This window comes from Methylorubrum thiocyanatum (genome assembly GCA_014138645.1).
GTDB classification, from domain to species: Bacteria; Pseudomonadota; Alphaproteobacteria; order Rhizobiales; family Beijerinckiaceae; genus Methylobacterium; species Methylobacterium thiocyanatum.
The window spans coordinates 60,600-83,934 of sequence record JACJIB010000010.1; the positions used below are offsets into that span (position 1 = coordinate 60,600).

Genomic DNA, 23,335 nt, shown 5'->3' on the forward strand with positions numbered 1-23,335 from the left:
GTGCCGGCACGGCCGGACGCGTCCGACGTCGCCCTGCCCATCCTCGCTCTGGTCGCGGGGATGGTCTCGATCCAGAGCGGTGCAGCACTCGCCAAGGGATTGTTTCCGGTCGTCGGCGCAGCGGGCGTCACGGCGCTCCGTGTCGGCTTCTCGGCGCTGATCCTGCTCGCGGTCTGGCGACCCTGGCGGCGCGGTCCGGAACGCGGCGATCTCGGCGCCATCGCGCTCTACGGCGCGGCGCTCGGGCTGATGAACCTGCTGTTCTATCTGGCGCTCCGCACGATCCCGCTCGGGATCGCCGTCGCCATCGAGTTCACCGGCCCGCTCACCGTGGCGCTCGCAGGCGCGCGCCGCGGAATCGATTTCGCCTGGATCGGCCTCGCAGTGTTGGGCCTCGGCCTGCTCCTGCCGCTCGGCGACGCCCCCACCCTCGACCCGACGGGCGCGGCCCTCGCCCTCGGCGCAGGCCTGTGCTGGGCCGCCTACATCGTCTTCGGCCAGCGTGCCGGCCGCGCCGGCGGCGGGCGGGCGGTATCCCTCGGCATGCTGGTCGCCGCCGTCGTGGTCGCGCCCGTGGGAATCGGTCAGGCCGGCACGGAGCTGTTTACGCCCGCGACCCTGGCGACGGGCCTCGTCATCGCCGTGCTGTCGAGCGCCCTGCCCTACTCGCTCGAGATGTTCGCCCTCACCCGCCTGCCCCGCCCTGCCTTCGGCGTGCTGATGAGCCTGGAGCCGGCGGTCGCGGCATTGGCCGCCCTGGCGCTCCTCGGCGAGCGCCTGACCCCGGTGCAGGGAAGCGCCATCGGCTGCATCGTGGCCGCCTCCGCCGGGATCACGCTGGCGGGCCGCAAGCCTGACAAGAGCAAGTCTGAGGAGGATGCGGCCGCTTGAAGCCCTCTACCCCTCCCAGACCTGTCCTGGCCGCAAGGCCAGGAACCGCTCCGGCCGCAACGCGGCCGCCGTCAGCGCCTCGGCCAGCGCCTCGACGGGACGCTCGATGCCCTCGTCGGTGAGCTTGAAGGTGCCCCAGTGGTGCCCGAGCGCCTGATCGGCGCCGAGCAATTGCAGGGCCTCCACCGCGTCGGCCGGGTTCATGTGCTGGGGCTGCATGAACCAGCGCGGCTCGTAGGCGCCGATCGGCAGGGTCGCGAGCCGGGGCGGGCCGAACCGGGCGCGGATCTCGCGGAAGATCGTGCCGTCGCCCAGTCCCGTATCGCCGACATGGTAGTGCACCCCGCGCGGCGTGGTCAGCACGAAGGCGCACCACAGCGCCATGCGCCGGTCGTTGAGGCCGCGGGCCGACCAGTGGTTGGCGGGGGTCAGGTGCGCGCTGATCCCCGAGCCGAGATCGACCGACTCGCCCCAGTCGCGGGTCTCGACATGCATCGTCTCGTCGTAGCCGCGCAGGATCGCGTCGTTGCCGAGGGGGGCCACGATCAGCGGCTGATGGTCCTGCCAGAGCCGGGCGACGGTGGGGCCGTCGAGATGGTCGTAGTGGTTGTGGGTGATCAGCACCGCGTCGATTGGCGGGAGATCCGCATAGGCGATACCGGGCGGGTTCACCCTTTTCGGGCCGGCGAAGCGGACCGGACTCGCGCGCCGCGCAAAGACCGGATCGACCAGGATGTTGCGGCCGGCGACCTGGAACAGGTAGCTCGCATGCCCGATCAGCACGACGCGAAAGTCCTCGACCCGCTCCGGCGGCTTGTCCGCCGGAAACGGGCTCGGAAAGCGCGCCGGCCAAGCCTCGGGCTTGCCGGTCCGGCGCCAGCGGGCGAGGTCGCCGAGGGATTTGTCGGGGGGCTGGTCGGCGGTGTGGAAGCGCAGGCCGTCGAAATGATCGCTCTTGGGCCCGCGGTAATAGGGGTTCCGGCCCCGGCGATGGGCGGCATAGCCGACGCCGCCAAGGGTCATCACCGTGGCCGCGCTGGCGACCGTGAGCAGGCCACGCTTCTTCATACGGCCAAGATGGCCCGCCCGCCTTGCGGTTCAAGCGCGGCGAGGGGCCTCAGGAGCGCCAGCGCAGCTCCTGGCGCGTCAGCGGGTTGGCGAACGGCCGACCCTCGCGGGCGGCTTCCAGGGCCTCGCGCTTGAGGCGGAAGTACCATTGCGAGGGCAGATCGCCCTGGCCGAGCAGCACCATGGTCGGCTTGCGGTCGAGGCCGGCCTGCGCGTGCTGGAGCACCTGCTGATCCTGGGTCAGGAACTGGCGCATCAGCGGCCGGGCGATCGGCTTCAGCAGGTTGAGCGCGGGCATGCTCCAGTAGAGCGCGTTGGTCAGCATGGTCCGGTTCGGGCCCATCGGCGTGGCGAAGGTGTAGTTCGCCACCCGCTTCGTACCCGCCTTGATCCGCTCCAGCCGGACACCGGGCAGGCGGAACTCGATCTCGACCTCCGGCGCGCCGCCGAGCAGGCGGTAGACCGGCGAACTCGTCGTGGTGGCGTGGCTCGTCATGACGAAGCCGTGCGGCACGGGCTGGAAGGTCTTCACCTTCTCCCGCAGCTCCTTGGAGGGCCGGAACCACCACGTGTCGTGGACGAAGGCGACGTGGCCGGGATCGACAAGGCTGAGCGTCGTCAGGTCGAAAGAGGCCTCGACCTCGAGTTCGAGCACGAGGCAGCCCGCCGGCTCGAAATCGAGCGAGGGCACCGCCGGCACCGCCTCCGGGTTGGAGGGGCCGAGATGCGGGTTGACCCAGAGGAAGCCGGCGCTCTCGACGATGGGAAAGCGCTGCACGGCGATGCGCGAGAAGTCGGAGGCATCGTGCTCGGAAAGGGTCGGCACGTCGCGGCAGCGCCCATCGGTGCCGAAGCGCCAGCCGTGGAACGGGCACATCAGCGTGTCGCCGTCGAACTTGCCCTTGGACAGCGCCATGCCGCGATGAGGGCAGCGGTCGCGCAGCGCGAACAGGGCGCCGTCCTTGCCCCGGCCGAGCACCACCTGCTCGCCGTTGAGCGCCACCGCCCGCATCTTCCCGCCCGCGACCGCGGAGGCTTGGCCGGCGCAGTACCACGCGTTCGGCAGCGGCTCGCGCATGGCACGCGGATCGAGAGCGTCGTCGGTGGAAACGCGCGGGGCGGCGGCGGAGGACATGATGTCGAGAAGCCCGATGCTGACGGGCGCCCTCTTTAGGCCTCCCGCCGCCGGTCGGCCAGCAGGGGCGTGAGCGCCACATTGTGCACCGCGGCGAGACAACGCACCGGATCGGCCGCGAGGGGCCTTTCGCGCGGCGGAATTCCTCCCTACCTTGGGCTCATCCGCAACGAACGAAAGGAGGTGATCCAGTGTCTCATTGTCATCAGCCGTCGCCGACGACCAAGGCCTGGACCGTTACCTCCGGCGTGTGCGCCTAACGCATTCGCGGGATTACGACAGGTTTCGTCGGACTGACCGGTTCGACAATGGAAGGGCCGCCCCCATCGGGGCGGCCCTTCGCATGTTCGGGGTGTCGGAAGGCGCTCAGCGCTGCTGGACTTGGTTCAGCGCTGCTGGACTTGGAACAGCGGGGCGGCCAGGGCCTCGCAGCGGGCGCGCCACAGATCGCGCTCGGCCCGCAGATCCTCCATCTTGCCGACTTCCTCGGCGATGTGGGCGCGCAGCTCGCGGATCTCCTGGGCCAGGATGACCTGAAGCTCGTCGCGGCGTTCGGCCTCCAGCCGGAGCCGGGCCTTCAGCATCATGTTCTCGGCCATGATCTCGGCGACGTCCTCGTCGGCGGCCTCGGCCGATTTCGCGGCGGCGGAGACGAGGCGGGGCGACCAGCCGCTGATGCGCGATTCGACGTCCGTCTCGGCGATGGCGGGTTCCGCGCCGCGCCCTTCCACGGACCGGGTCTCGGACGCCGTCGCGCGCATGGCGGCGAGCCAATCCCGTAGCGGCGCGCTGCTGGGCGAGGACCGCAGACCGGTCTCGGGGGATGGGGCCTGTCGCGCGGGTTCCGACATCGGGTAGTCCTCGGGCACCTCCAGCGGTGCATCGACGGCATCAGAGCCGAACATGCTTAACGAAGGGTAAAGCTTAACCTTCCGGTTACGTCCTTTGCGGGCACATGGCGCCCGCCGGCCGGCCCTCGGTGGCCACGCTCGGAACGATGCGGGAAGGGCCCCGGGATTGACTTGAACGGGCTCAGGGCCTATCCGCCCGGCTTCCATTTCGACGTTCGAACGTCACGATGAGCCGCCGACCGGCCCGAGAGGCCGGAGGTCAACGTCCGACAGCGCGTCTGCGCCCTCGGGCGCCCTTGTCGTTGCCGTACATTCGCCGAAGCGTCAAACGAGCCCTGCCATGGCGCCCGCGAACGACACCACCCTTCGCATCGAAGATGCGGTCAACGACCTCTGCCCCTGGTCGGGCAAGCCGATCGTGCCCGAGGCGCTGACCCTCTACAACGGCGCGGTGGTCGGCTTCTGCGACGCGGCCTGCCGTGACAAGTTCGCCCGCGCGGTGGCGGCCTTCGAGGATGCGCTGCGCGCGCGCCGCGTGGCCAATGCCGGCCTCCACCAGTAAGGACCTCTGAACCCGCATGTTCGAAGGCCTTTCCGACCGCCTTTCCGGCATTCTCTCCGGGCTGACGCGCCGCGGCGCGCTGACGGAAGCCGACGTCACCGCCGCCATGCGCGAGGTGCGCCGCGCCCTGCTGGAGGCGGACGTCGCGCTCGAAGTGGTGCGCTCGTTCACCGACAAGGTGCGCGAGAAGGCGGTGGGCGCCGTCGTGCTCAAGTCGGTGACGCCCGGCCAGATGGTCGTGAAGATCGTCAACGACGAGCTCATCGCGATGCTCGGCACCGATGCCAGCGTCGTCGACCTGAACGCCCCCGCCCCCGTCGCCATCCTGATGGTCGGCCTCCAGGGCTCGGGCAAGACGACCACCACGGCCAAGATCGCGCGCCGCCTGAACCAGCGCGAGAAGCGCCGGGTGCTGCTCGCCTCCCTCGACACCCGTCGCCCCGCGGCGATGGAGCAGCTCGCGGTGCTGGCCAAGCAGGTCGAGGTCGAGAGCCTGCCGATCGTCGCCGGCCAGTCGGCGGTGCAGATCGCCCGGCGCGCCATGGAGGCCGCCCGGCTCGGCGGCTTCGACGTGGTGATGCTCGACACCGCCGGCCGCACCACCGTCGACGAGGGCCTGATGGCCGAGGCCGCCGAGGTGAAGGCGGCGACGAACCCGCACGAAGTGCTGCTGGTGGCCGACGCGCTCACCGGCCAAGACGCGGTGAACACGGCGCGGGCCTTCGACCAGCGGCTCGGCGTCACCGGCATCGTCCTGACCCGCATGGACGGCGATTCCCGCGGCGGCGCGGCGCTCTCCATGCGCGCCGTCACCGGCAAGCCGATCAAGCTCGTCGGCGTCGGCGAGAAGGTCGACGCGCTCGAAGAGTTCCACCCGCAGCGGGTGGCCAACCGCATCCTCGGCATGGGCGACATCGTCTCGCTCGTCGAGAAGGCGGCCGAGACCATCGACCACGAGCAGGCCCTGCGCACCGCCGAGAAGATGCGGAAGGGCAAGTTCGACCTCGAAGACCTGTCGATGCAGCTCGCCCAGATGGAGAAGATGGGCGGCATCGGCGGCCTGATGGGGATGCTGCCCGGCATGGGGCAGATCAAGAAGCAGGTCGAGGGCGCCAATCTCGACGAGAAGATGTTCAAGCGCCAACGCGCCATCATCTCCTCGATGACGGCCCAGGAGCGCAAGAACCCCGACCTCCTCAAGAACAGCCGCAAGAAGCGCATCGCGGCGGGCGCCGGCGTGAAGGTCGAGGAGATCAACAAGCTCCTCAAGATGCACCGGACCATGGCCGACATGATGAAGGCGATGGGATCGGGCAAGCGCGGCGGCATCGGCCAGGCGCTGGGCAACATGTTCGGGCTGGGCGGCGGCACGCCGGGCGGCCTTCCCGGCGGCATGAAGCTGCCCCCGGGCATGCCCGAGCCGACGCCGGAGCAGATCGCCGAGATCGAGAAGCAGTTCGGCGGCAAGCTGCCGCCGATGCCGGCGGGCCTGGGCGGCGGAAAGATGCCGGGGCTTCCGGGCCTGGGCGGTCCGAAGCTGCCGGGGCTGGGCGGCTTCCTGCCGGGTAAGAAGAAATGACGATCTTGTCCGCGCAAGGAATCGATCCCGAGCTGGCAAGCCTGCGCGAGAGCATCGACAACTTCGATGCCGCGCTCATCCATCTGCTCGCCGAACGCTTCCGCTGCACCCAGCGGGTCGGCGAGCTGAAGGCCCGCAAGGGCCTGCCTCCCTCCGATCCGGACCGGGAGGCGCGTCAGGTCAAGCGCCTGAGGAATCTCGCGGTCGAAGCCAAGCTCGACCCCGATTTCGCCGAGAAGTTCCTGGCCTTCGTGGTCAAGGAAGTCATTCGGCACCACCGGACGATCGCCGAAAGCGTCGATCACAACACCGCCTCGAAACACGACACCGAAAGGAACGACTGATGTCCCTCAAGATCCGTCTCACCCGCGGCGGCGCCAAGAAGCGCCCCTACTACCGCATCGTCGTCGCCGACGCCCGCGCCCCGCGCGACGGCCGCTTCATCGACAAGGTCGGCGCCTACGACCCGATGAAGGCCAAGGACGATCCGGCCCGCATCGTGCTCGACAACGAGAAGATCCAGTCCTGGCTCGCCAAGGGCGCGCAGCCGACCGACCGCGTCCTGCGCTTCCTCGATGCCGCCGGCCTCGCCAAGCGCCCGGCCCGCAACAACCCGCAGAAGGCGGAGCCCGGCGAGAAGTCCAAGGAGCGCGCCGCCAAGCGCGCCGAGAAGGCCGCCGCTCCGGCCGAAGACGCCGCGGCGTAAGCCGCTCAGCCCTCCCCCATTCATGGGGGAGGGCCTCTCGCCGCTCGAGACAGGCACGCTGCATGGCCCGCCGCCCCGGATCGTCATCGCGCGGACCCGCGCGGCCCGACCGCCTCGCACCGCAGGCGGTGACCTCGGCGCGCAGGCCGCAGACACCGGACAAATCTCCGAAGCCCGCCTCCCCCGATCCGAGCCTCGTCCTGCTCGGCGAATTCGGCCGGCCGCACGGGCTGCACGGCGAGGTCCGGCTGAAATCCTTTACCGGCGAACCGCTGGCGATCGCGGGCTACGGCCCCCTGCACGCCTCGGACGGCCGCACCCTCGAACTCGAAGACGCCCGCCCCGCTCCCGGCGGCTCGCCCGACCTGCTGATCGTGCGGGTGAAGGGGGTCGACAACCGCAGCGGCGCGGAAGCGCTCAATCGCATCACCCTGGCGATCGCCCGCGAGCGCCTGGGGCAGGCGGAGGATGAGGACGAGTTCTTCCTCACCGACCTGATCGGCCTCGCCGTCGAGGACGAGGCCGGCACGGTGATCGGCACCATCGTCGCCGTGCCGAATTACGGCGGCGGCGACCTGCTCGAGATCCGCCCGGCGGCCGGCGGACCGACCGCGCTCCTGCCCTTCACCAAGGCCTTCGTGCCGACCCTCGATCTCGCGGGCGGGAAGGTCGTGGCCAATCCGCCCGAGGACCTGTTCGCCCCGCCGGGGCCGAAGCCCGCCGACGATCCGGGCTAGGGCACCGCGCCGGATACCGAATCCCGGACGATGCGTCTGTCCCCTACCGTCCGCCCGCCTCCATGGCGGCACGGGCGAGGCGGATCGGCTCGGACGACAGCGCCAGGGGGCCGTCGAAGGGGCGCTCGTGCAGGGCGACGACGCCCAGCGTGGTCACCATCGCGGCGGAGAACAGGAACAGCGTCGTGGCCTGCGCGAACGGGCGCTCGGCATGCACCAGGGCGATCGCCGTCAGCGTCAGCACGGCGAGGACGAGCAGCGTCAGCCACTTGCTCTCGTCGCTGCGGGCGGCACTGAGCGCGAGGCGCTCGCTGCGGGCCGAGCGGAGCTGCATCACCGCTTCGAGCAGGGCCGCGTGCGTCGCCTCCCCCGCCTCCGCCGCGGTGCGCGGGTCGGCTGCGCTCTGGAGCAGGCGACCGAGCGCCTGACCCGCCGCGGGCGCCGAGGCGCCGGTCGCGGCCATGGAGGGCCATTCCTCCTTCACCACGGCATCGAGATAGGCGAACAGCGACGTGCGCAGGCCGCTCATGTCCGGCGCCGAGGCGATGCTGAGATCGTAGACCGCCAGCGCGTGCGAGCGCTCGGCCTGGAGCACGCGGCTGGCCTGACGCTGGCGCTCCCAGGCATCGTTGGCGACGAAGCCGGTCAGCAGGGCGAGCAGAACCGCGACGACGCCGATATAGGGCGGCACGATTCCGGTCGCGAGGAGGCGTATCCCGCCCCGCGTCCACGGCAGGTTGGTGAGCAGGCTCAGGACGAGGCAGACCGTGAGGAAGACACCCGCCACGAGGGTGAACATCAGCCAGACCGGTTGGTCGAGCCAGAGGCCGAGAATCATCGCGGGATCGATCGAAGGGACGGGGCCCGCCAGCGTGACCGCCAAACCCTCCGATTCGGTAAAAGCAGTCAGCGCGTCTCCCGCGTCGCCGCGTCCCGGCAGGGACGGATCGCCTCCGGCTCCGGCCGCCGCTCCGGTGCCGGGGCTTCGAACACCGCGAGATAGCCGACCCCGCCCTTCAGCCGCGTCATCGACACCTCGCGAAAACCGACCGCGGCGAGTTCGCAGCGCAGGAGCTTGGGCGGCGTGCCGTGGCGCGAGGGGATCGCGTCGGCATCGACGATGCCGACTCGGCCGCCGGGCTTCATCGCGGCAGCGAGGTTCCAGAGCAGACCGAAGGGCTGGGCGATCTCGTGGTACATGTGGACGAGGACCGCCGCATCGACCGAGCCGGGCGGCAGGCGCGGGTCGTGCGCCTCGCCCCGCACCACGGTGACGTTGGCAAGCCCCGCTTCCGAGACCCGGCGCTCGAGATCGGCCAGGTAATCCGGCGTGATGTCCTGCGCGAGAATGCGTCCCGCCGGTCCGACGCGGGGGCTCAGGCGGAACACATAGTAGCCGCTGCCTGCGCCGATATCGGCCACCGTCTCGCCGGGAGCGATCCGCATCAGCCGGGCGACCTGGCCGACCTCGTCGGCCTTGTCCCGCTGGCGCTCGTGCGCCCATTGCGGCGCGACGATCTCGGCGACTGGCCGGTCGGGCATCGGAAAGCGCCCGGCCGGCGCACCGGGCGGCGCGAGCGGTTCGGCCGCAAGGGCCGGCAGGGACAGAAGGAGGAGAGCGGCGGCGGCGAAACGGGTCATGCCGGGCGTCAACGCGCGAGGCGGCGGATCGCCCCGGCGCGAGCGAACCTTCGCGGGCGAGGGTCGTTGCGTCGAGGCAGGCCCGAACCGAGGCGCGCGAGAGTCCGATGCACAATCCCCTCTTTCACAGGCCCGTCCTCGCGGCCTCCGCCGCCTTGGCGCTGACGCTCCTGCCGGCACGCCTCGCCCAGGCGCAGGGCATGCCCGGCGCGACGGTCGGTCTTCCCATGGGCTCGCCCGATCCGTTCGGGCTCTCGACGGTGAACCGGCCTTCGGGGACCGCCGAGCCGTTCGCCGGCCCCGGCGTCGAGCCCGGCATCGACCCGGCCGAGCGCCGCGTCGATCCGCGGCCGCACCGGCGGCTCAAGAGCCAGCGGTCCGCCGGGCCGAAGCGGCGGGCGCCGGTGGCCCGGCGCTGACGCGATCGCCCGCCGCGCCGCCTCCGTTGACCGGCCTCGCGCGCGCCGCCATCAAGCGGCATGAGCGAGCCCATCGTCCCGGACGCCGCGCCCTGGCGGGCGACCGTCCTCACCCTCTATCCGGAGATGTTCCCCGGCCCACTCGGCCATTCGCTGTCGGGCGACGCGCTCGCCCGCGGAACGTGGAGCCTGGAGCCGCGGCAGATCCGCGAGCACGGGCTCGGTCGCCACCGCAACGTCGACGACACGCCGGCCGGCGGCGGGGCCGGGATGGTCCTGCGCTGCGACGTGCTCGGCGCGGCCATCGACGCCGCGACGCCTGCGGACGACGCCCGGCCTCGCCTGCTCATGTCGCCGCGTGGAAAGCCTCTGTCGCAGGCGCGGGTGCGGGCGCTGGCCGAGGGACCCGGCGCGATCATCGTCTGCGGCCGGTTCGAGGGCGTGGACGAGCGGGTGATCGAGGCCCGCAACCTCGAAGAGGTGTCCATCGGCGACTACGTGCTCTCGGGCGGCGAGATCGCCGCGCTCGTGCTGATCGATGCCTGCGTGCGCCTGCTGCCCGGGGTGATGGGCAAGCACGCCTCCGGCGTGGAGGAGAGCTTCGAGGGCGGCCTGCTCGAATATCCGCACTACACCCGCCCGCGGGAATGGGAGGGGCGCACGATTCCCGACGTGCTGATTGGCGGCAACCACGCGGCCATCGCCCGCTGGCGGGCCGACCGAAGCCGCGCGCTGACACGGGCGCGCCGGCCCGACCTGCTGCAGAGGGACGAATCCTAGATCGATTTTCTGTGCCGCTGTTCTTCCGAGAACTGACATATCCTTCTGTTGCCTGCAGCACACGCGGACCTGAATCCTTGAAAACGCCGCTTGCATTGCGGCGCGCGATCCGTCATTGCCGGCGGCGGGACACCTCCCCCCAACGGGAGGCGCTCATCTGGAAGGATGGCTGACATGACGGCTCAAATGCCCGCCGCGCGCCCGCGCGTGCCCTATTTCTCGTCCGGCCCCACGACCAAGCGTCCCGGCTGGAGCCTCGATGCCCTCTCCGGCGCGGCGCTGGGCCGCTCGCACCGCTCGGCCGCCGGCAAGGCCAAGCTCGCCGAGGCCATCGAACTCACCCGCAAGGTCCTGCGCGTTCCCGCCGAATACCGCATCGGCATCGTCCCCGGCTCCGACACCGGCGCCGTCGAGATGGCGATGTGGTCGATGCTCGGATCCAAGACCGTCGAGGTCATGGCCTGGGATTCCTTCGGCGCCGAGTGGGTCACCGACGCGCTCAAGGAACTCAAGATCGATCCGATCGTGCATGTCGGCGAGCACGGCATCCTGCCCGAGCTCGACGCGATCGACACGAAGAACAACGACGTCGTCTTCACCTGGAACGGCACCACCGCCGGCGTGAAGGTGCCCCGCAGCGACTGGATCGCCGACGACCGTGAGGGCGTCACGATCTGCGACGCGACCTCGGCCGCCTTCGCGATGCCGCTGCCGTGGGACAAGCTCGATGTCGTCACCTATTCCTGGCAGAAGGTGATGGGCGGCGAGGCCGCGCACGGCATGCTGATCCTCTCGCCGCGCGCCGTGGCGCGCCTGGAGAGCCACACGCCGGCCTGGCCGATCCCGAAGGTGTTCCGCCTGACCAAGGACGGCAAGCTGATCGAGGGCATCTTCAAGGGCGACACCATCAACACGCCCTCGATGCTCGCGGTCGAGGATTACCTCGACACCCTGAAATGGGCCGAGAGCATCGGCGGTCTCGACGCGCTCCACGCGCGGGCGGACGCCAATGCCCGGGTGGTCCACGAATGGGTGGCGCGCACCCCCTGGATCGGCCACCTCGCGGTGGATCCGGCGACCTATTCGAACACGGGCGTCTGCCTCGTGATCACCGATCCGGACGTGCTCGCCAAGGGCAACGACGTGGTCAAGAAGGTCGCCGCCGGCATCGTCACGCGGCTCGAGAAGGAAGGCGTCGCCTTCGACTTCGGCGCCTACCGCGACGCCCCGGCCGGGCTGCGGATCTGGTGCGGGGCCACCGTGGAGGCCTCCGACCTCGCGGCGCTCACGCCCTGGCTCGACTGGGCCTTCGCCCAGGAGAAGGCGGCGCTCGCCGCCGCGGCGGCCTGAGGCTCTGAGACGTCCTGATGGCCGGTCGCGAGACCGGCCATTTGCTTATCGACGCGTTCCAGCGATCCGCCGGTCTCCCGTTCCGAGTTCTGCGTGAACCGGCCAACGCTTCGCCGAGAAGCGAGCGATCCTGCGCGCCTGCCTGACGCGAGGTGCCCACCATGCCCAAGCTCACCCAGTCCAAACCGAAGGTTCTCATCTCCGACGCCCTGTCCGACGCCGCCGTCCAGATCTTCCGCGATCGCGGCATCGAGGTCGATTTCCAGCCCGGCCTCGGCAAGGACAAGGAGGCGCTGGCCGCCATCATCGGCAACTATGACGGTCTCGCCATCCGCTCCGCCACCAAGGTGACGGGCAAGCTGCTCGCCCAGGCCACCCGGCTCAAGGTGGTCGGCCGCGCCGGCATCGGCGTCGACAACGTCGACGTCCCGGCAGCCACCGCCAAGGGCGTGATCGTCATGAACACGCCGTTCGGCAACTCGATCACCACCGCCGAGCACGCCATCGCCCTGATGTTCGCGCTCGCCCGTCAGATCCCCGCGGCGGATGCCTCCACGCAGGCCGGCAAGTGGGAGAAGAACCGCTTCATGGGCGTCGAGCTGACGGCCAAGACGCTCGGCGTCATCGGCTGCGGCAATATCGGCGCCGTGGTCGCCGACCGGGCGATCGGGCTGAAGCTGAAGGTCGTCGCCTACGATCCCTTCCTGACACCGGAGCGCGCCGTCGAGATCGGCGTCGAGAAGGTCGAACTCGACGAGCTTCTGGCGCGGGCCGACATCATCACGCTCCACGTGCCGCTCACCGACAAGACCCGCAACATCCTCTCGGAAGAGAACCTCGCCAAGACCAAGCGCGGCGTGCGCATCGTCAACTGCGCCCGCGGCGGCCTCGTCGACGAGGCGGCGCTCCGCGCGGCCCTCGATTCCGGGCACGTGGCGGGCGCGGCCCTCGACGTGTTCGTCACCGAGCCGGCGACGGAGAACCCGCTCTTCGGCCATCCGAACGTGATCTGCACGCCGCATCTCGGCGCCTCGACCGCCGAGGCGCAGGAGAACGTGGCGCTTCAGGTCGCCGAGCAGATGGCCGACTACCTGCTCAGCGGCGCCATCACCAACGCGATCAACTTCCCCTCGATCTCGGCCGAGGAGGCGCCCCGGCTCAAGCCCTTCGTCGCTCTGTGCGAGAAGCTCGGCTCGTTCCTGGGCCAGCTCACGGAAGCGCCGATCAAGGGCATCCGCATCACCTACGAGGGCGCGGTCGCCGGGATGAACACCCGGGCGCTCACCTCCGCGGCGGTGACCGGCGTGCTGCGCCCGATCCTGCAGGAGGTGAACATGGTCTCGGCCCCGGTGATCGCCCGGGACCGCGGCATCGTCATCGACGAGATCAAGCGCGAGGGCGGGGCGAGCGACTACGAATCGGTGGTGCGCATCACCGTGGACGCAAAGGACATGCCGCGCGACGCCGCCGGCACCGTGTTCAACGACGGCAAGCCGCGGGTGATCGAGATCCGCGGGATCGGCATCGATGCCCCGTTCGCGCCGCTCATGCTCTACGTGCGCAACCACGACAAGCCGGGTTTCGTCGGCAGCTTCGGCTCGGTGCTCGGCGATGCGGGCGTCAACCTCGCGACCTTCGCGCTCGGTCGCGAAGCCGAGGGCGGCAACGCCATCGCCTTCGTGGCGGTGGATGCCGAGGTCTCCCCCGAGGTTCTGAAGGCGATCGAGACGATCCCGCAGGTGAAACGTGTTCGCCTCGTCCGATTCTAAGGCCGGCAAGGCCCGGGCGGACGATCCCGACCGCCCCCTCGACAGCGACGGCACGGCGCCTGCCGCGCCGGCCCCCTCCCCCCTTGAACATGAGGATCGCGCGATGGCCCGCCAACTCACCGTCCGCTGCGCCTGGGACGAGGCTGCCGGCGTCTTCTTCGTCCACGATTCGCCTGTGCCGGGCCTCGCCACCGAGGCGCCGACCATGCCGGCCCTGCTGTGCAAGCTGCCCGGCATGATCCGCGAGTTGCTGGACCTCGACGACAGCGCCTATCTCGACATCTACGTCGAACGGGTGAAGCGATAAGAGGATGTCCGATCGGAGGGATTGCGCGATGCACATCGCGCGGTCATCCTCCGATCCATCATGAGGGATCCGCGATGAACCGGCACGTTGTCGTACGCTGCGCCTGGGACGACGAAGCGGACGTCTGGTTCGTGCAGGAATCCGATGTGCCGGGTCTCGTCACCGAGGCTGACACTTTGGAAGCCCTCCGCCGCAAGCTGCCGGGGATGATCCAAGATCTGCTTGAGGTGGAGACCGCGATGGATATCGAGGTCGACCTGATCGCCTACGCCCACGATCGCGTCCGGGTGCAAGCCGCCTGATCGAACAGCTTGAGTTAGCGTCAACACGCCGGTGCCCCACCTGTGCCATTAACGGACAATCCAAGGTTCGTGAGGGCCGTGACAGGTGACCGACTACACTCCGGCATTGAAAAAGCTGCTGCGTCAGCAAGGCTATGCATTCCTGCGGAGCGGTCGCGGAGATCATGAGGTTTGGCGCAACGACGAGACAGGCAGGACGGTCGTCGTGGACAGTGCGATCAAATCGCGTCACACCGCCAACGGCATCCTGAAGCAGGCCGGCTTGCCCAAGGCTTTCTGATCCGTCACCGATCTTCCAGCCGTATGCCTCGGAACGGCCCCGCCTGAAGTTTCGCGCGAGCAGCTCATGAAGATCGACGGACGTCCCTATCGCACCATCTTCCCCGAGGCCGACGGCAACGCGGTCACGGTCATCGATCAGACCCGCCTGCCCTTCGCCTTCGAGCTCAAGCGGCTGGCGAGCCTCGACGATGCGGCAGTGGCGATCCGCACCATGGTGGTGCGCGGTGCGCCGCTGATCGGCGTCACCGCCGCCTACGGGCTGGCGCTGGCCATGCGGGAGGATGCGAGCGAGGCCGGGATCGAGCGCGCCGCCGCGACGCTCGCCGCGACGCGACCGACCGCGATCAACCTGCGCTGGGCGCTCGACCGGATGGCCGCCGTGCTGCGCCGGGCGCCGGAAGCCGAGCGCGCGGCCCTCGCCTTCACGGAGGCCGCTTCCATCGCGGAGGAGGACGTCGCGAGTTGCCGCGCCATCGGCGAGCACGGCGCCCGGATCCTGGCCGAGATCGCCGTGAAGAAGGGCGGTCCCGTCAACGTGCTGACCCATTGCAACGCCGGCTGGCTCGCCACCGTCGATTGGGGCACCGCGCTGGCACCGATCTACGTGGCGCACGATGCCGGCGTGCCGGTCCATGTCTTCGTGGACGAGACCCGGCCGCGCAACCAGGGCGCGGCGCTCACCGCCTTCGAACTCAACGCCCACGGCGTGCCGCACACCGTGATCGCCGACAATGCCGGCGGCCACCTGATGCAGCACGGACAGGTCGATGTCTGCATCGTCGGCTCCGACCGCACCACCGCCGCGGGCGATGTCTGCAACAAGATCGGCACCTACCTGAAGGCGCTGGCCGCCTCCGACAACCGGATCCCGTTCTACGCCGCCCTGCCGTTCTCGACGATCGACTGGACCCTGTCGGACGGGGTGCGCGACATTCCGATCGAGGAGCGCGACGCCCGCGAGGTGACCCACCTCACCGGCCGCACCGACGACGGTGCCTTCGCCACCGTCGCCGTGGTGTCGCCGGGCAGCCCGGTGGCGAACCCCGCCTTCGACGTGACGCCGGCCCGCCTCGTCACCGGCCTCATCACCGAGCGCGGCGTCTGCGCGGCGACCGAGGAGGGCCTGGCCGGACTCTACCCGGAGCGGCGCAAGGCCGCCTGAACGGCTGCGGGCCTCAATCCTTCAAAGGGTCGTGGCCCCAGTTCATCAGCGAAAGCCGCCAGGGCGAGTCCTTCGTCTTGGACTTGTCCTCGGGTCCGCCCTGCTTGAGGTGGCGGTTCACGTAGCCCACCACCTTCTTCATGTGGGCGTAGTCGTCGTCGCTGAGATCGGCCTTCTTCTTGTGCAGGATCTCGACGATGCGCCGGCCCTCCTTGTGGCCGGTGGCCTCGCCGCCATCCTTCTTCTGCCCGACCGACTGGCTCTCGTCGGTCTCAAGGAATTTCTCGAGGGCGGAGGCGGTCATGTTGACCGCGCCCTTGAACTCCTTCCAGATCGTCTCGTGGTCGTCGGTCCCGGCCATCGCGCGTCCCCTCTCGCTGTCGTCGGGGACGGGAACGGGGGTCTTTCAGGCGCGGTTCCGCCCGGCGGACGGATGCGCGCTTGAGCCGCGCGGGCGCACGGTGCTGAGCCGCCGCCAGCGGACCACGAGAGCCACGGAGACGACAAGCAACCCGGCGCAGAAACCCGCCCAGATGCCGCGCCCGCCCATCCCGGCGCCCCAGGCCAACGCCGCCCCGAGCGGCACACCGATGCCCCAGTAGCCGAACAGCGCGATCAGCATCGGCACCTTGGTGTCCTGAAGACCGCGCAGGCAGCCGAGCGCCACCGACTGCACCCCGTCGGAGATCGCGAACAGGGCCGAGAAGATCAGGAAACCGGCGGCCACCGGAAACACGTCGGCGGCGCCGGGCGCGTCCGCATCGAGGAACAGGCCGATGAGCGTGCGCGGGGCGAGGAGTTGCAGCCCGGCGCAGGCCACCATGAAGCCGAAACCGAGCCAGAGCGCGATGGCGCCGGCGCGGCGCAGGGCGGCCCGGTCGGCGGCGCCGTAGGCGCGCCCGACCCGCACCGTCGCCGCCTGTCCGATGCCGTTGGGCACCATGAAGCAGGTCGCGGCGATCTGGAGCGTCACCGCATGGGCGGCGAGCGGCAGCGTGCCGAAGGTGCCCATCGCGACCGTCGCCGCCTCGAACAGCCCAGCCTCGGCGATGCCGGCCACGCCCATCGGCAGGCCGACCCGCACCACGCGGGCGAGGCGCTCGCTGTCGAGCCGCCAGAGCTGGGCGAACATCCGGTGACGGTGCAGGTTGGGTTCGAGCCGGATCACCGCGATCAGCGCGCCGATCGCCAGAAATTCGGTGATGACGGTGCCGAGGGCCACGCCGACGATGCCGAGATCGGGCGGCCCGAAGGCGAAGAAGGCGCCGAGGGCGAGATTGAGCGGCAAGGCGACGAGGCTCACGGCGAGCGGCGGTCCCGGCCGCTGGAGTGCAGCGAGGGCGCCCTTCAGCACCATGAAGGCGAGCGCCGGGACCATCCACCATTGCAGCACCCGCATGTAGGCGCCGGCATCGCGGGCGACCGCCGGCTCCTGATGCAGCAGGCCGAGCAGCGCCTCGGTGAACCACAGCACCGGCATCAGCGCGAGCGTCACGAGGAAGCCGACCCACAGGCCCGCCCGCACGGTGCGCCGCACCCCGCCGGCCGCCTCCGCACCCTGTCCGACGGCTTCCGCAACGAGGGGCGCCACCGACGAGGTGAGGCCGATGCCGCCGATGAACAGCAGGAGGTAGAGGCTGGTGGCGAGCGCGCCCGCGGCGATCGGCTCGGCGCCGAGTCGGCCGAGCAGCACCGCGTTCGACGCGACCAGCCCGTGCTGGGCGAGATTGATGAGGACGAGGGGCGCCGACAGCTTCAGCGTCGCGCGCAGTTCGTCGAGCCAGGGCGAGGCCGGCGGCCGCCGCAGGCCGCCGGCCGCGAGGCTTGGTGAGGAGGTCACGTATGCCGCTCCGTTGGTTCGCTCACGAGGCCGGAGCCGGCGCCCGATCCCCCAGGAAGCCGCCGGACTGACGCCGCCACAGGTCGGCGTAGAGGCCGCCCCGGCGGATCAGTTCGGCATGCGTGCCCTCCTCCACGATCCGGCCGCGGTCGATCACGATCAGCCGGTCGAGGGCGGCGATGGTCGAGAGGCGGTGGGCGATGGCGAGCACGGTCTTGCCGCCCATCAGCGTGTCGAGCGCCTCCTGGATCGCCGCCTCGACCTGGCTGTCCAGCGCGCTCGTCGCCTCGTCGAGGATCAGGATCGGCGCATCCTTGAGGATGACGCGGGCAATGGCGATGCGCTGGCGCTGTCCGCCCGAGAGCTTCACGCCGCGCTCGCCGACATGGGCGTCGTAGCCGCGGCGGCCCTTGTGGTCCACGAGGTCGAGGATGAAGTCGTGGGCGTGCGCCAGCCGCGCCGCCCGCTCGATCTCGGCATCCGAGGCGTCCGGCCGGCCGTAGCCGATGTTGTCGCGGATCGAGCGGTGCAGCAGCGAGGTGTCCTGGCTGACCATGGCGATGGCCTCGCGCAGGGAATCCTGCGTCACCCCGGCGATGTCCTGCCCGTCCACGAGGATGCGCCCGCCCTCCACGTCGTGCAGGCGCAGCAGCAGCGACGTGATCGTGCTCTTGCCCGCGCCGCTGACGCCGACGAGGCCGACCTTCTCGCCCGGACGGATGTGGAAGGACAGGTTCTCGATGATGCTGGCATCGCCCCGGCCGTAGTGGAAATCCACGTTCTCGAAGCGGATGTCGCCGCCGCTCACCTGCAGCACCTTCGCGTCGGGCGCGTCGGTGAGGCCGTGCGGCCGGGCGATGGTCTGCATGCTCTCCTGGATCACACCGACATTCTCGAACACGCCGCGCACGGTCTGCATCACCCAGCCCGACATCGCCATCAGCCGCAGGATCAGCGCGAGCCCGGCCGAGGCCTCGCCGGTGGTCATCGCGCCGCGCTGCCAGAGGGCGAAGCAGACGGCGGCCGTGGTGAAGAGCAGCAGGCTGTTGAGCCCCGCCAGGAGGCTCGTCGTCAGGGTGGTGAGCCGGAACTGGTGGAGATAGGCCTTGGTGTGGGTCTCAACCGCGTCGCGCACCGCGGCCCGCTCCTCGCGGTCGCGGGCGAAGAGCTTGACGGTGAGGATGTTGGTGTAGCTGTCGACCACCCGGCCGATCAGGGTCGAGCGGGTCTCGGCGGTCAGGTGCGAGCGCGTGCGGGCGCGTGGGACGAACCACGCCGTCAGCCCGGCATAGGCCGCGACCCAGACAACCACCGGGAGCGCCAACCACGCGGAGATCGAGGAGAACAGCCCGATCGCGGTCACCGCGTAGATCGCCACGTAGAGCAGCGTGTCGATGAACACCACGGCGAGTTCGCGCACCGCCGGCCCGACCTGCACCGTGCGGTTGGCGAGCCGCCCAGCGAAATCCGCCTGGAAGTACGAGAGCGAGTGGCCGAGCGTGTAGAGATGGGTGCGCCAGCGGATCTGGTTGGTCGATTGCGGCACGATGAGCTGGTTCGAGGCGAGTTCGTGCAGGAAGGCCGCCAATGGGCGCACCACGAGCAGCAGCAGCGCGGCGAGCATCAGCGGCACGGCGTTGTCCGAGAGCACGGTGGCGCGGTTGGCCTCGCTCATCAGGTCGATGAACCAGCGCATCAGCAGGTAGAGCGAGGCCTCGATCCCGCCCGCGATCACGGCGATGACGAACAGCAGCAGCAGCGCCCGGCGGATCGGCCGCAGGTAGAACCCGGCAAAACCGAGCACGGTCTTGGGCGGCATGCGCCGGTCATCGAAGGGCGCGAACGGATCGATGCGGCGCTCGAGCCAGTCGAGGAACATGATTTTCGGGGACCGTGCGAGGAAGGAGAGGCTCAGGTAAGCCTCCTTGACGCCGAGCCAACCCCGCGCCCATGCCGCAGGCAAGACCCTGCCCCGCCCTTATCCGGTCGCGCGAACCTGTCCCGCCGATGCTGCACCTCGCCCTCTACCAGCCCGACATCCCGCAGAACACGGGGACGATGCTGCGCATGGCCGCCTGCCTCGGGGTTGCGGTGGAGATCATCGAGCCGGCGGGCTTCGACGTGTCCGACCGGCACCTGCGCCGCTCGGGGCTGGACTATCTCGACCATGTCGCGATCACCCGGCACCGCTCGTGGGATGCGTTCCAGGCGTGGCGGCAGGAGGCCCGCCTCCGGCTCGTCCTCGCCACCACCGCCGGTGCGCTGCCCTACACGCAGCATGCCTTCCGTGACGGCGATTGCCTGCTGATGGGCCGCGAATCCGCCGGCGTGCCGGAGGTCGTCCATGCGGCGGCCGATGCCCGCGTGGTGGTGCCGATCCGGCCGGGGCTGCGCTCGCTCAACGTCGCGGTCTGCGCCGCGATGATCCTGGGCGAGGCGATCCGGCAGGTGGGGTGACGGGCAAGCCGGCGCCACAGCGTGACCGAAAGGAAACACTACGGCACGAAAGATCGACGATGCTTCGTGGTGCGTTCCTGCAAGAAATTCGCCTCGCGCTTGAATATAAACAAAGAACACATTCGAGATTTGAATCGTTCCACTTCTAGAAAAATAACCTGTGTTGCGCAGCCTGACCCCACTGCTCTAGCTGCACCTTCAGCGAAAGAACGGTGAGCTAGGGTTCTTGATGTCGTCTGTGTTGCGTAATCGCCTGTGTCACGGCGTGGCTGCCCTGCTGGTGAGCACCGCGGGCTTGGGCCAATCCGGCACGGCGTGGGCTCAGGAGGCGGTGACGCTGGAGACGCTCAGCGTCGAGGGTTCGGGCCGCGGCGGCGCGGGACTGGGGGGAGCCGGTGCCGAGAGCGCCTTCGGCCCCGTGCCCGGCTACGTCGCCAAGCGCAGCGCCACTGGCACCAAGACCGACACGGCGCTGGCCGAGACGCCGCAATCGATCTCGGTCGTCGGCGAGCAGCAGGTCCGCGAGCAGGCGGCCACCAGCGTGCAGGAAGCCCTGCGCTACACGGCCGGCGTCGCGGCCGAAGCCTACGGCCCGAGCACCCGCGGCGACTATCCTCGCATCCGCGGCTCGGACGCGGCGATCTTCCTCGACGGCCTGCGCCTGAAGGACCCCGACGTCTTCAACGAGCCGCGGCCGGATCCCTACACCCTGTCGCGCTTCGAGGTGCTGCGCGGCCCCGCCTCGACCCTGTACGGGTCGAGCCCGGTCGGCGGCCTGATCAATCTCGTCTCGAAGCGGCCCCTCGACGTGCCCTACACCGAGGCCGGAATCCGCTTCGGCAATTACGGCTGGAAGGAAGCCTTCACCGACTCGACCGGGCGCCTGAGCGAAGACGGGCAGTTCCTCTACCGCTTCGTCGGCATCGGCCGGCTCGCCGACGCGCAGACCGATTTCGTCGCCAACGACCGCTACGTCCTCAACCCTTCGGTGACGTGGCGCCCCTCCGCCGACACGACCTGGACCCTGATCGGCCTGCACCAGAAGGATGCGTTCGGCGCCTCCGACGCCTTCCTGCCGCGCGAGGGCTCGCTCTATGCCGGCCCCAACGGCTTCATTCCCCTGAACCGCTTCACGGGCGATCCGAACTTCAACCGCTACGAGACCGAGACGAGTTCGATCACCAGCCTGTTCGAGCACCGCTTCGACGATAGCCTGATCCTGCGGCAGAACCTGCGCTACAGCCACATCGACGGCACCTATCAGTCCGCCTACGGCAACGTGTACACGCTGACGCCGAGCGCCGACCTGCCGAACGCGCCGTTCCTCGATCCCGCCCGCCGGACGGTCGACCGGTTCACCTACCGGGTCAGCTCGGTCAAGGACCGGATCACCACCGACACCAACCTCCAGGGGCGCTTCGACACCGGGCCGATCTCGCACGTGGTGCTCGGCGGCGTCGATTTCCGCCAGCAATGGGACAGCACGCGCACCGGCTTCGGCACCGATCCGCGCCCGTTCGACCTCTACGCGCCGGTCTATGTCGGCGTGACGCCGCCGGATCTCGGCGTGCCGACCGCGCTCTCGCAGAGCCAGACCGGTCTCTACCTTCAGGATCAGATCAAGTTCGGCCAGTGGATCGTGCTCGCCACCCTGCGGCACGATTGGGTGAACAGCGCGACCCGCGGCGCCGAGAGCACGTCGGGCGAGGCCACAACCGGCCGCGTCGGCCTGATGTACGCCTTCGAGAACGGGCTGACCCCTTACGTCTCCTACGCGACCTCGTTCACCCCGATCTTCGGCGCCAATGTCTGCGCGGGCGGGGCCTGCCGGCCGATCGAGGGCGAGCAGATCGAGGGCGGCTTCAAGTACAACCCGACGCCGTGGTTCGCGGTCAACGCGGCGATCTACGACACGACGGAGCGCAACCGCCTCGCCCCCGATCCGAGCGGCCTGCCGATCTCGATCCAGACCGGCAAGGTCAAGATCCAGGGCGGCGACATCGAGGCGATCGCCACCATCAACACCGACACCAACATCATCGCGAGCTACGCCTACACCGACGCCCGCTACGCCGCCGGCGCCAATGCCGGGGCGCGGGTCGAGACGCAGCCGCTGCACCTCGCCTCGCTCTGGGTGACGCACCGCTTCACCCTCTCGGAGGTGCCCGGCGCCTTCCTCGTCGGCGGCGGCGTGCGCTACATCGGCGAATCCTTCGACGGCTCGCTCAACAGCTTCAACACGCCCGCCGCGACACTCGCCGACGCGCTGATCGGATGGGAGGACGCGCATTGGCGTGCTCAGCTCAACGTCTCCAACATCGCCGACACGCGGTATCTCTCGACCTGCCTCGCCCGCGGCGACTGCTTCGTCGGCACCCGGCGCACGATCCTCGGCAGCCTGACCTACAAGTTCTAGAGCATCGTCCCGAAAGGTGGCCTCCGGCTTTCGGAAAAAGACGATGCAGAACCAGAAGTTTAGAGCATCGTCCTGGATCCGGTATCCAGGACGATGCTCTGAGCCCGAATTGACGGATCGCCGCTTGGGTGGGAAAGCCTCTCGCATGAGCGACGCGACGGCTTCTCCCCTTCCCTCACCCGACGACCTCGCCGCGCTGAAGAGCGAGGCGGGGGCGTGGTTTTCCACCCTGCGCGACCGGATCGTCGCCGCGCTGGAGACGCTGGAGGACGAGGCGACCGGCCCGTTCCATCCGGATGCGCCGAAGCAGGCGGGCCGGTTCGAGAAGACGCCCTGGCAGCGCACCGACCATAGCGGCACGCCGGGCGGCGGCGGCGTCATGGCGATGCTCAAGGGCCGGGTGTTCGAGAAGGCCGGCGTCCACGTCTCGACGGTGCACGGCGAGTTCGCGCCGGAGTTTCGCGCCCAGATGCCCGGCGCGGCCGAGGATCCGCGCTTCTTCGCCACCGGCATCTCGCTGATCGCCCACCCCTGGAACCCGAACGTTCCGACGGTGCACATGAACACCCGCTTCGTCGTGACGACGAAGGCGTGGTTCGGCGGCGGCGCCGACCTCACCCCCGTACTCGACCGGCGCCGGACCCAGGACGACCCCGACACGCAGTTCTTCCACGCCTGCCTGCGCGAGGCCTGCGAGGCGCACGCGCCGGCCGCGAACTACGAGCGGTACAAGGCGTGGTGCGACGAGTATTTCCACCTCAAGCACCGCAACGAGCCCCGCGGCATCGGCGGGATCTTCTACGACTATCACTGGACCGGCGAGCCGCAGGCCGATCTCGCCTATACCCGCGATGTCGGCGGAGCCTTCCTCAAGGCCTATCCCGAGATCGTCCGGCGCAACTTCGCACAGGCCTGGACCGAGGCCGACCGCGAGGAGCAGCAGGTGCGGCGCGGGCGCTACGTCGAGTTCAACCTGCTCTACGACCGCGGCACCATCTTCGGCCTGAAGACCGGCGGCAACGTCGCCTCGATCCTGTCCTCGCTGCCCCCCACGGTGCGCTGGCCCTGAGGGGCGTCCGGC

The 23,335-nt window shown here is 69.9% G+C and carries 25 protein-coding genes; 17 read left to right on the forward strand and 8 right to left on the reverse strand.

The genetic code is table 11. The features are described from left to right. Entirely contained in the window at positions 1 to 891 is an 891-nt protein-coding gene (locus HNR51_RS23590; RefSeq protein WP_182556546.1) for an EamA family transporter, read from the forward strand. Positions 892 to 897: 6 nt separating this feature from the next. Here HNR51_RS23590 and HNR51_RS23595 read toward each other — a convergent pair whose 3' ends face one another. The 3 genes from HNR51_RS23595 to HNR51_RS23605 all read right to left on the reverse strand — a co-directional run bounded on the left by HNR51_RS23595 (position 898) and on the right by HNR51_RS23605 (position 3,945). Beyond that, positions 898 to 1,959 (reverse strand): MBL fold metallo-hydrolase, encoded by a 1,062-nt coding sequence (locus HNR51_RS23595; RefSeq protein ID WP_182556547.1) that lies wholly within the window; start codon positions 1,957 to 1,959, stop codon positions 898 to 900. Between the two features lie 49 nt (positions 1,960 to 2,008). Next, positions 2,009 to 3,094, reverse strand: a complete 1,086-nt coding sequence (locus HNR51_RS23600) for an aromatic ring-hydroxylating oxygenase subunit alpha (RefSeq protein WP_182556548.1) — start codon at positions 3,092 to 3,094, stop codon at positions 2,009 to 2,011. 386 nt (positions 3,095 to 3,480) lie between these two features. Next, positions 3,481 to 3,945, reverse strand: a complete 465-nt coding sequence (locus tag HNR51_RS23605; RefSeq protein ID WP_182556549.1) for a hypothetical protein — start codon at positions 3,943 to 3,945, stop codon at positions 3,481 to 3,483. A 340-nt stretch (positions 3,946 to 4,285) separates the two neighbouring features. Here HNR51_RS23605 and HNR51_RS23610 point away from each other — a divergent pair, with 340 nt between their 5' ends. The 5 genes from HNR51_RS23610 (at position 4,286) to rimM (ending at position 7,529) form a co-directional block, all read left to right on the forward strand. After that, positions 4,286 to 4,507: a glutathione S-transferase gene (locus HNR51_RS23610; RefSeq protein ID WP_182556550.1), complete on the forward strand. Its 222-nt coding sequence runs from the start codon at positions 4,286 to 4,288 to the stop codon at positions 4,505 to 4,507. Between the two features lie 16 nt (positions 4,508 to 4,523). After that, a complete protein-coding gene (gene ffh, locus HNR51_RS23615; RefSeq protein WP_182556551.1) occupies positions 4,524 to 6,086 on the forward strand; it encodes a signal recognition particle protein in 1,563 nt (520 codons plus the stop codon). Next, entirely contained in the window at positions 6,083 to 6,430 is a 348-nt protein-coding gene (locus HNR51_RS23620) for a chorismate mutase (RefSeq protein WP_012452565.1), read from the forward strand. The genes ffh and HNR51_RS23620 overlap by 4 nt, the downstream gene beginning before the upstream one ends. Beyond that, on the forward strand, positions 6,430 to 6,792 hold the full coding sequence (rpsP, locus tag HNR51_RS23625; RefSeq protein ID WP_012452566.1) for a 30S ribosomal protein S16: 363 nt from the start codon (positions 6,430 to 6,432) through the stop codon (positions 6,790 to 6,792). Before HNR51_RS23620 ends, rpsP begins: the two co-directional genes overlap by 1 nt. A 62-nt stretch (positions 6,793 to 6,854) precedes the next feature. Then, complete coding sequence (gene rimM, locus HNR51_RS23630) at positions 6,855 to 7,529, forward strand: ribosome maturation factor RimM (protein ID WP_182556552.1); 675 nt, start codon at positions 6,855 to 6,857, stop codon at positions 7,527 to 7,529. Positions 7,530 to 7,572: 43 nt separating this feature from the next. Here rimM and HNR51_RS23635 read toward each other — a convergent pair whose 3' ends face one another. Continuing rightward, positions 7,573 to 8,367 (reverse strand): bestrophin-like domain, encoded by a 795-nt coding sequence (locus HNR51_RS23635; RefSeq protein ID WP_182556553.1) that lies wholly within the window; start codon positions 8,365 to 8,367, stop codon positions 7,573 to 7,575. Positions 8,368 to 8,435: 68 nt separating this feature from the next. After that, positions 8,436 to 9,170 (reverse strand): class I SAM-dependent methyltransferase, encoded by a 735-nt coding sequence (locus HNR51_RS23640; protein ID WP_182556554.1) that lies wholly within the window; start codon positions 9,168 to 9,170, stop codon positions 8,436 to 8,438. A 107-nt stretch (positions 9,171 to 9,277) separates the two neighbouring features. Between HNR51_RS23640 and HNR51_RS23645 the strand changes: the two genes are divergently transcribed. The 8 genes from HNR51_RS23645 to mtnA all read left to right on the forward strand — a co-directional run bounded on the left by HNR51_RS23645 (position 9,278) and on the right by mtnA (position 15,541). Then, positions 9,278 to 9,589: a hypothetical protein gene (locus HNR51_RS23645; RefSeq protein WP_182556555.1), complete on the forward strand. Its 312-nt coding sequence runs from the start codon at positions 9,278 to 9,280 to the stop codon at positions 9,587 to 9,589. Between the two features lie 60 nt (positions 9,590 to 9,649). Then, positions 9,650 to 10,369 carry a tRNA (guanosine(37)-N1)-methyltransferase TrmD gene (gene trmD / locus HNR51_RS23650; RefSeq protein ID WP_182556556.1) on the forward strand — a complete coding sequence of 240 codons (720 nt, stop codon included), beginning with the start codon at positions 9,650 to 9,652 and terminating at the stop codon, positions 10,367 to 10,369. Between the two features lie 174 nt (positions 10,370 to 10,543). Further along, complete coding sequence (locus tag HNR51_RS23655) at positions 10,544 to 11,719, forward strand: phosphoserine transaminase (protein WP_182556557.1); 1,176 nt, start codon at positions 10,544 to 10,546, stop codon at positions 11,717 to 11,719. A 161-nt stretch (positions 11,720 to 11,880) separates the two neighbouring features. After that, a complete protein-coding gene (gene serA / locus HNR51_RS23660) occupies positions 11,881 to 13,488 on the forward strand; it encodes a phosphoglycerate dehydrogenase (RefSeq protein ID WP_182556558.1) in 1,608 nt (535 codons plus the stop codon). A 103-nt stretch (positions 13,489 to 13,591) separates the two neighbouring features. Further along, a complete protein-coding gene (locus HNR51_RS23665) occupies positions 13,592 to 13,795 on the forward strand; it encodes a DUF1902 domain-containing protein (RefSeq protein ID WP_182556559.1) in 204 nt (67 codons plus the stop codon). A 74-nt stretch (positions 13,796 to 13,869) separates the two neighbouring features. After that, the gene (locus HNR51_RS23670) at positions 13,870 to 14,097 is read left to right on the forward strand and encodes a DUF1902 domain-containing protein (RefSeq protein ID WP_141950292.1); all 228 of its coding nucleotides are present in this window, start codon (positions 13,870 to 13,872) and stop codon (positions 14,095 to 14,097) included. Positions 14,098 to 14,182: 85 nt separating this feature from the next. Beyond that, positions 14,183 to 14,377 carry a type II toxin-antitoxin system HicA family toxin gene (locus HNR51_RS23675; RefSeq protein ID WP_182556560.1) on the forward strand — a complete coding sequence of 65 codons (195 nt, stop codon included), beginning with the start codon at positions 14,183 to 14,185 and terminating at the stop codon, positions 14,375 to 14,377. Positions 14,378 to 14,443: 66 nt separating this feature from the next. Beyond that, positions 14,444 to 15,541 carry an S-methyl-5-thioribose-1-phosphate isomerase gene (gene mtnA, locus HNR51_RS23680; RefSeq protein WP_182556561.1) on the forward strand — a complete coding sequence of 366 codons (1,098 nt, stop codon included), beginning with the start codon at positions 14,444 to 14,446 and terminating at the stop codon, positions 15,539 to 15,541. A 13-nt stretch (positions 15,542 to 15,554) separates the two neighbouring features. Here mtnA and HNR51_RS23685 read toward each other — a convergent pair whose 3' ends face one another. The 3 genes from HNR51_RS23685 to HNR51_RS23695 are packed head-to-tail and all read right to left on the reverse strand — an operon-like array spanning position 15,555 to position 19,260. Further along, positions 15,555 to 15,902, reverse strand: a complete 348-nt coding sequence (locus HNR51_RS23685; RefSeq protein ID WP_012452576.1) for a DUF3140 domain-containing protein — start codon at positions 15,900 to 15,902, stop codon at positions 15,555 to 15,557. 45 nt (positions 15,903 to 15,947) lie between these two features. Next, the gene (locus HNR51_RS23690) at positions 15,948 to 17,381 is read right to left on the reverse strand and encodes an MATE family efflux transporter (protein WP_182556562.1); all 1,434 of its coding nucleotides are present in this window, start codon (positions 17,379 to 17,381) and stop codon (positions 15,948 to 15,950) included. Between the two features lie 22 nt (positions 17,382 to 17,403). Next, positions 17,404 to 19,260 carry an ABC transporter ATP-binding protein gene (locus tag HNR51_RS23695; RefSeq protein ID WP_182556563.1) on the reverse strand — a complete coding sequence of 619 codons (1,857 nt, stop codon included), beginning with the start codon at positions 19,258 to 19,260 and terminating at the stop codon, positions 17,404 to 17,406. Between the two features lie 128 nt (positions 19,261 to 19,388). On the opposite strand from HNR51_RS23695, the gene HNR51_RS23700 reads away from it, so the two are divergent. The 3 genes from HNR51_RS23700 to hemF all read left to right on the forward strand — a co-directional run bounded on the left by HNR51_RS23700 (position 19,389) and on the right by hemF (position 23,323). Then, positions 19,389 to 19,838 carry a tRNA (cytidine(34)-2'-O)-methyltransferase gene (locus tag HNR51_RS23700; RefSeq protein ID WP_182556564.1) on the forward strand — a complete coding sequence of 150 codons (450 nt, stop codon included), beginning with the start codon at positions 19,389 to 19,391 and terminating at the stop codon, positions 19,836 to 19,838. Between the two features lie 229 nt (positions 19,839 to 20,067). Further along, positions 20,068 to 22,254 (forward strand): TonB-dependent siderophore receptor, encoded by a 2,187-nt coding sequence (locus tag HNR51_RS23705; RefSeq protein ID WP_182556565.1) that lies wholly within the window; start codon positions 20,068 to 20,070, stop codon positions 22,252 to 22,254. A gap of 145 nt (positions 22,255 to 22,399) precedes the next feature. Next, positions 22,400 to 23,323 (forward strand): oxygen-dependent coproporphyrinogen oxidase, encoded by a 924-nt coding sequence (gene hemF, locus HNR51_RS23710; protein ID WP_182556566.1) that lies wholly within the window; start codon positions 22,400 to 22,402, stop codon positions 23,321 to 23,323. Positions 23,324 to 23,335: the final 12 nt, after the last annotated feature.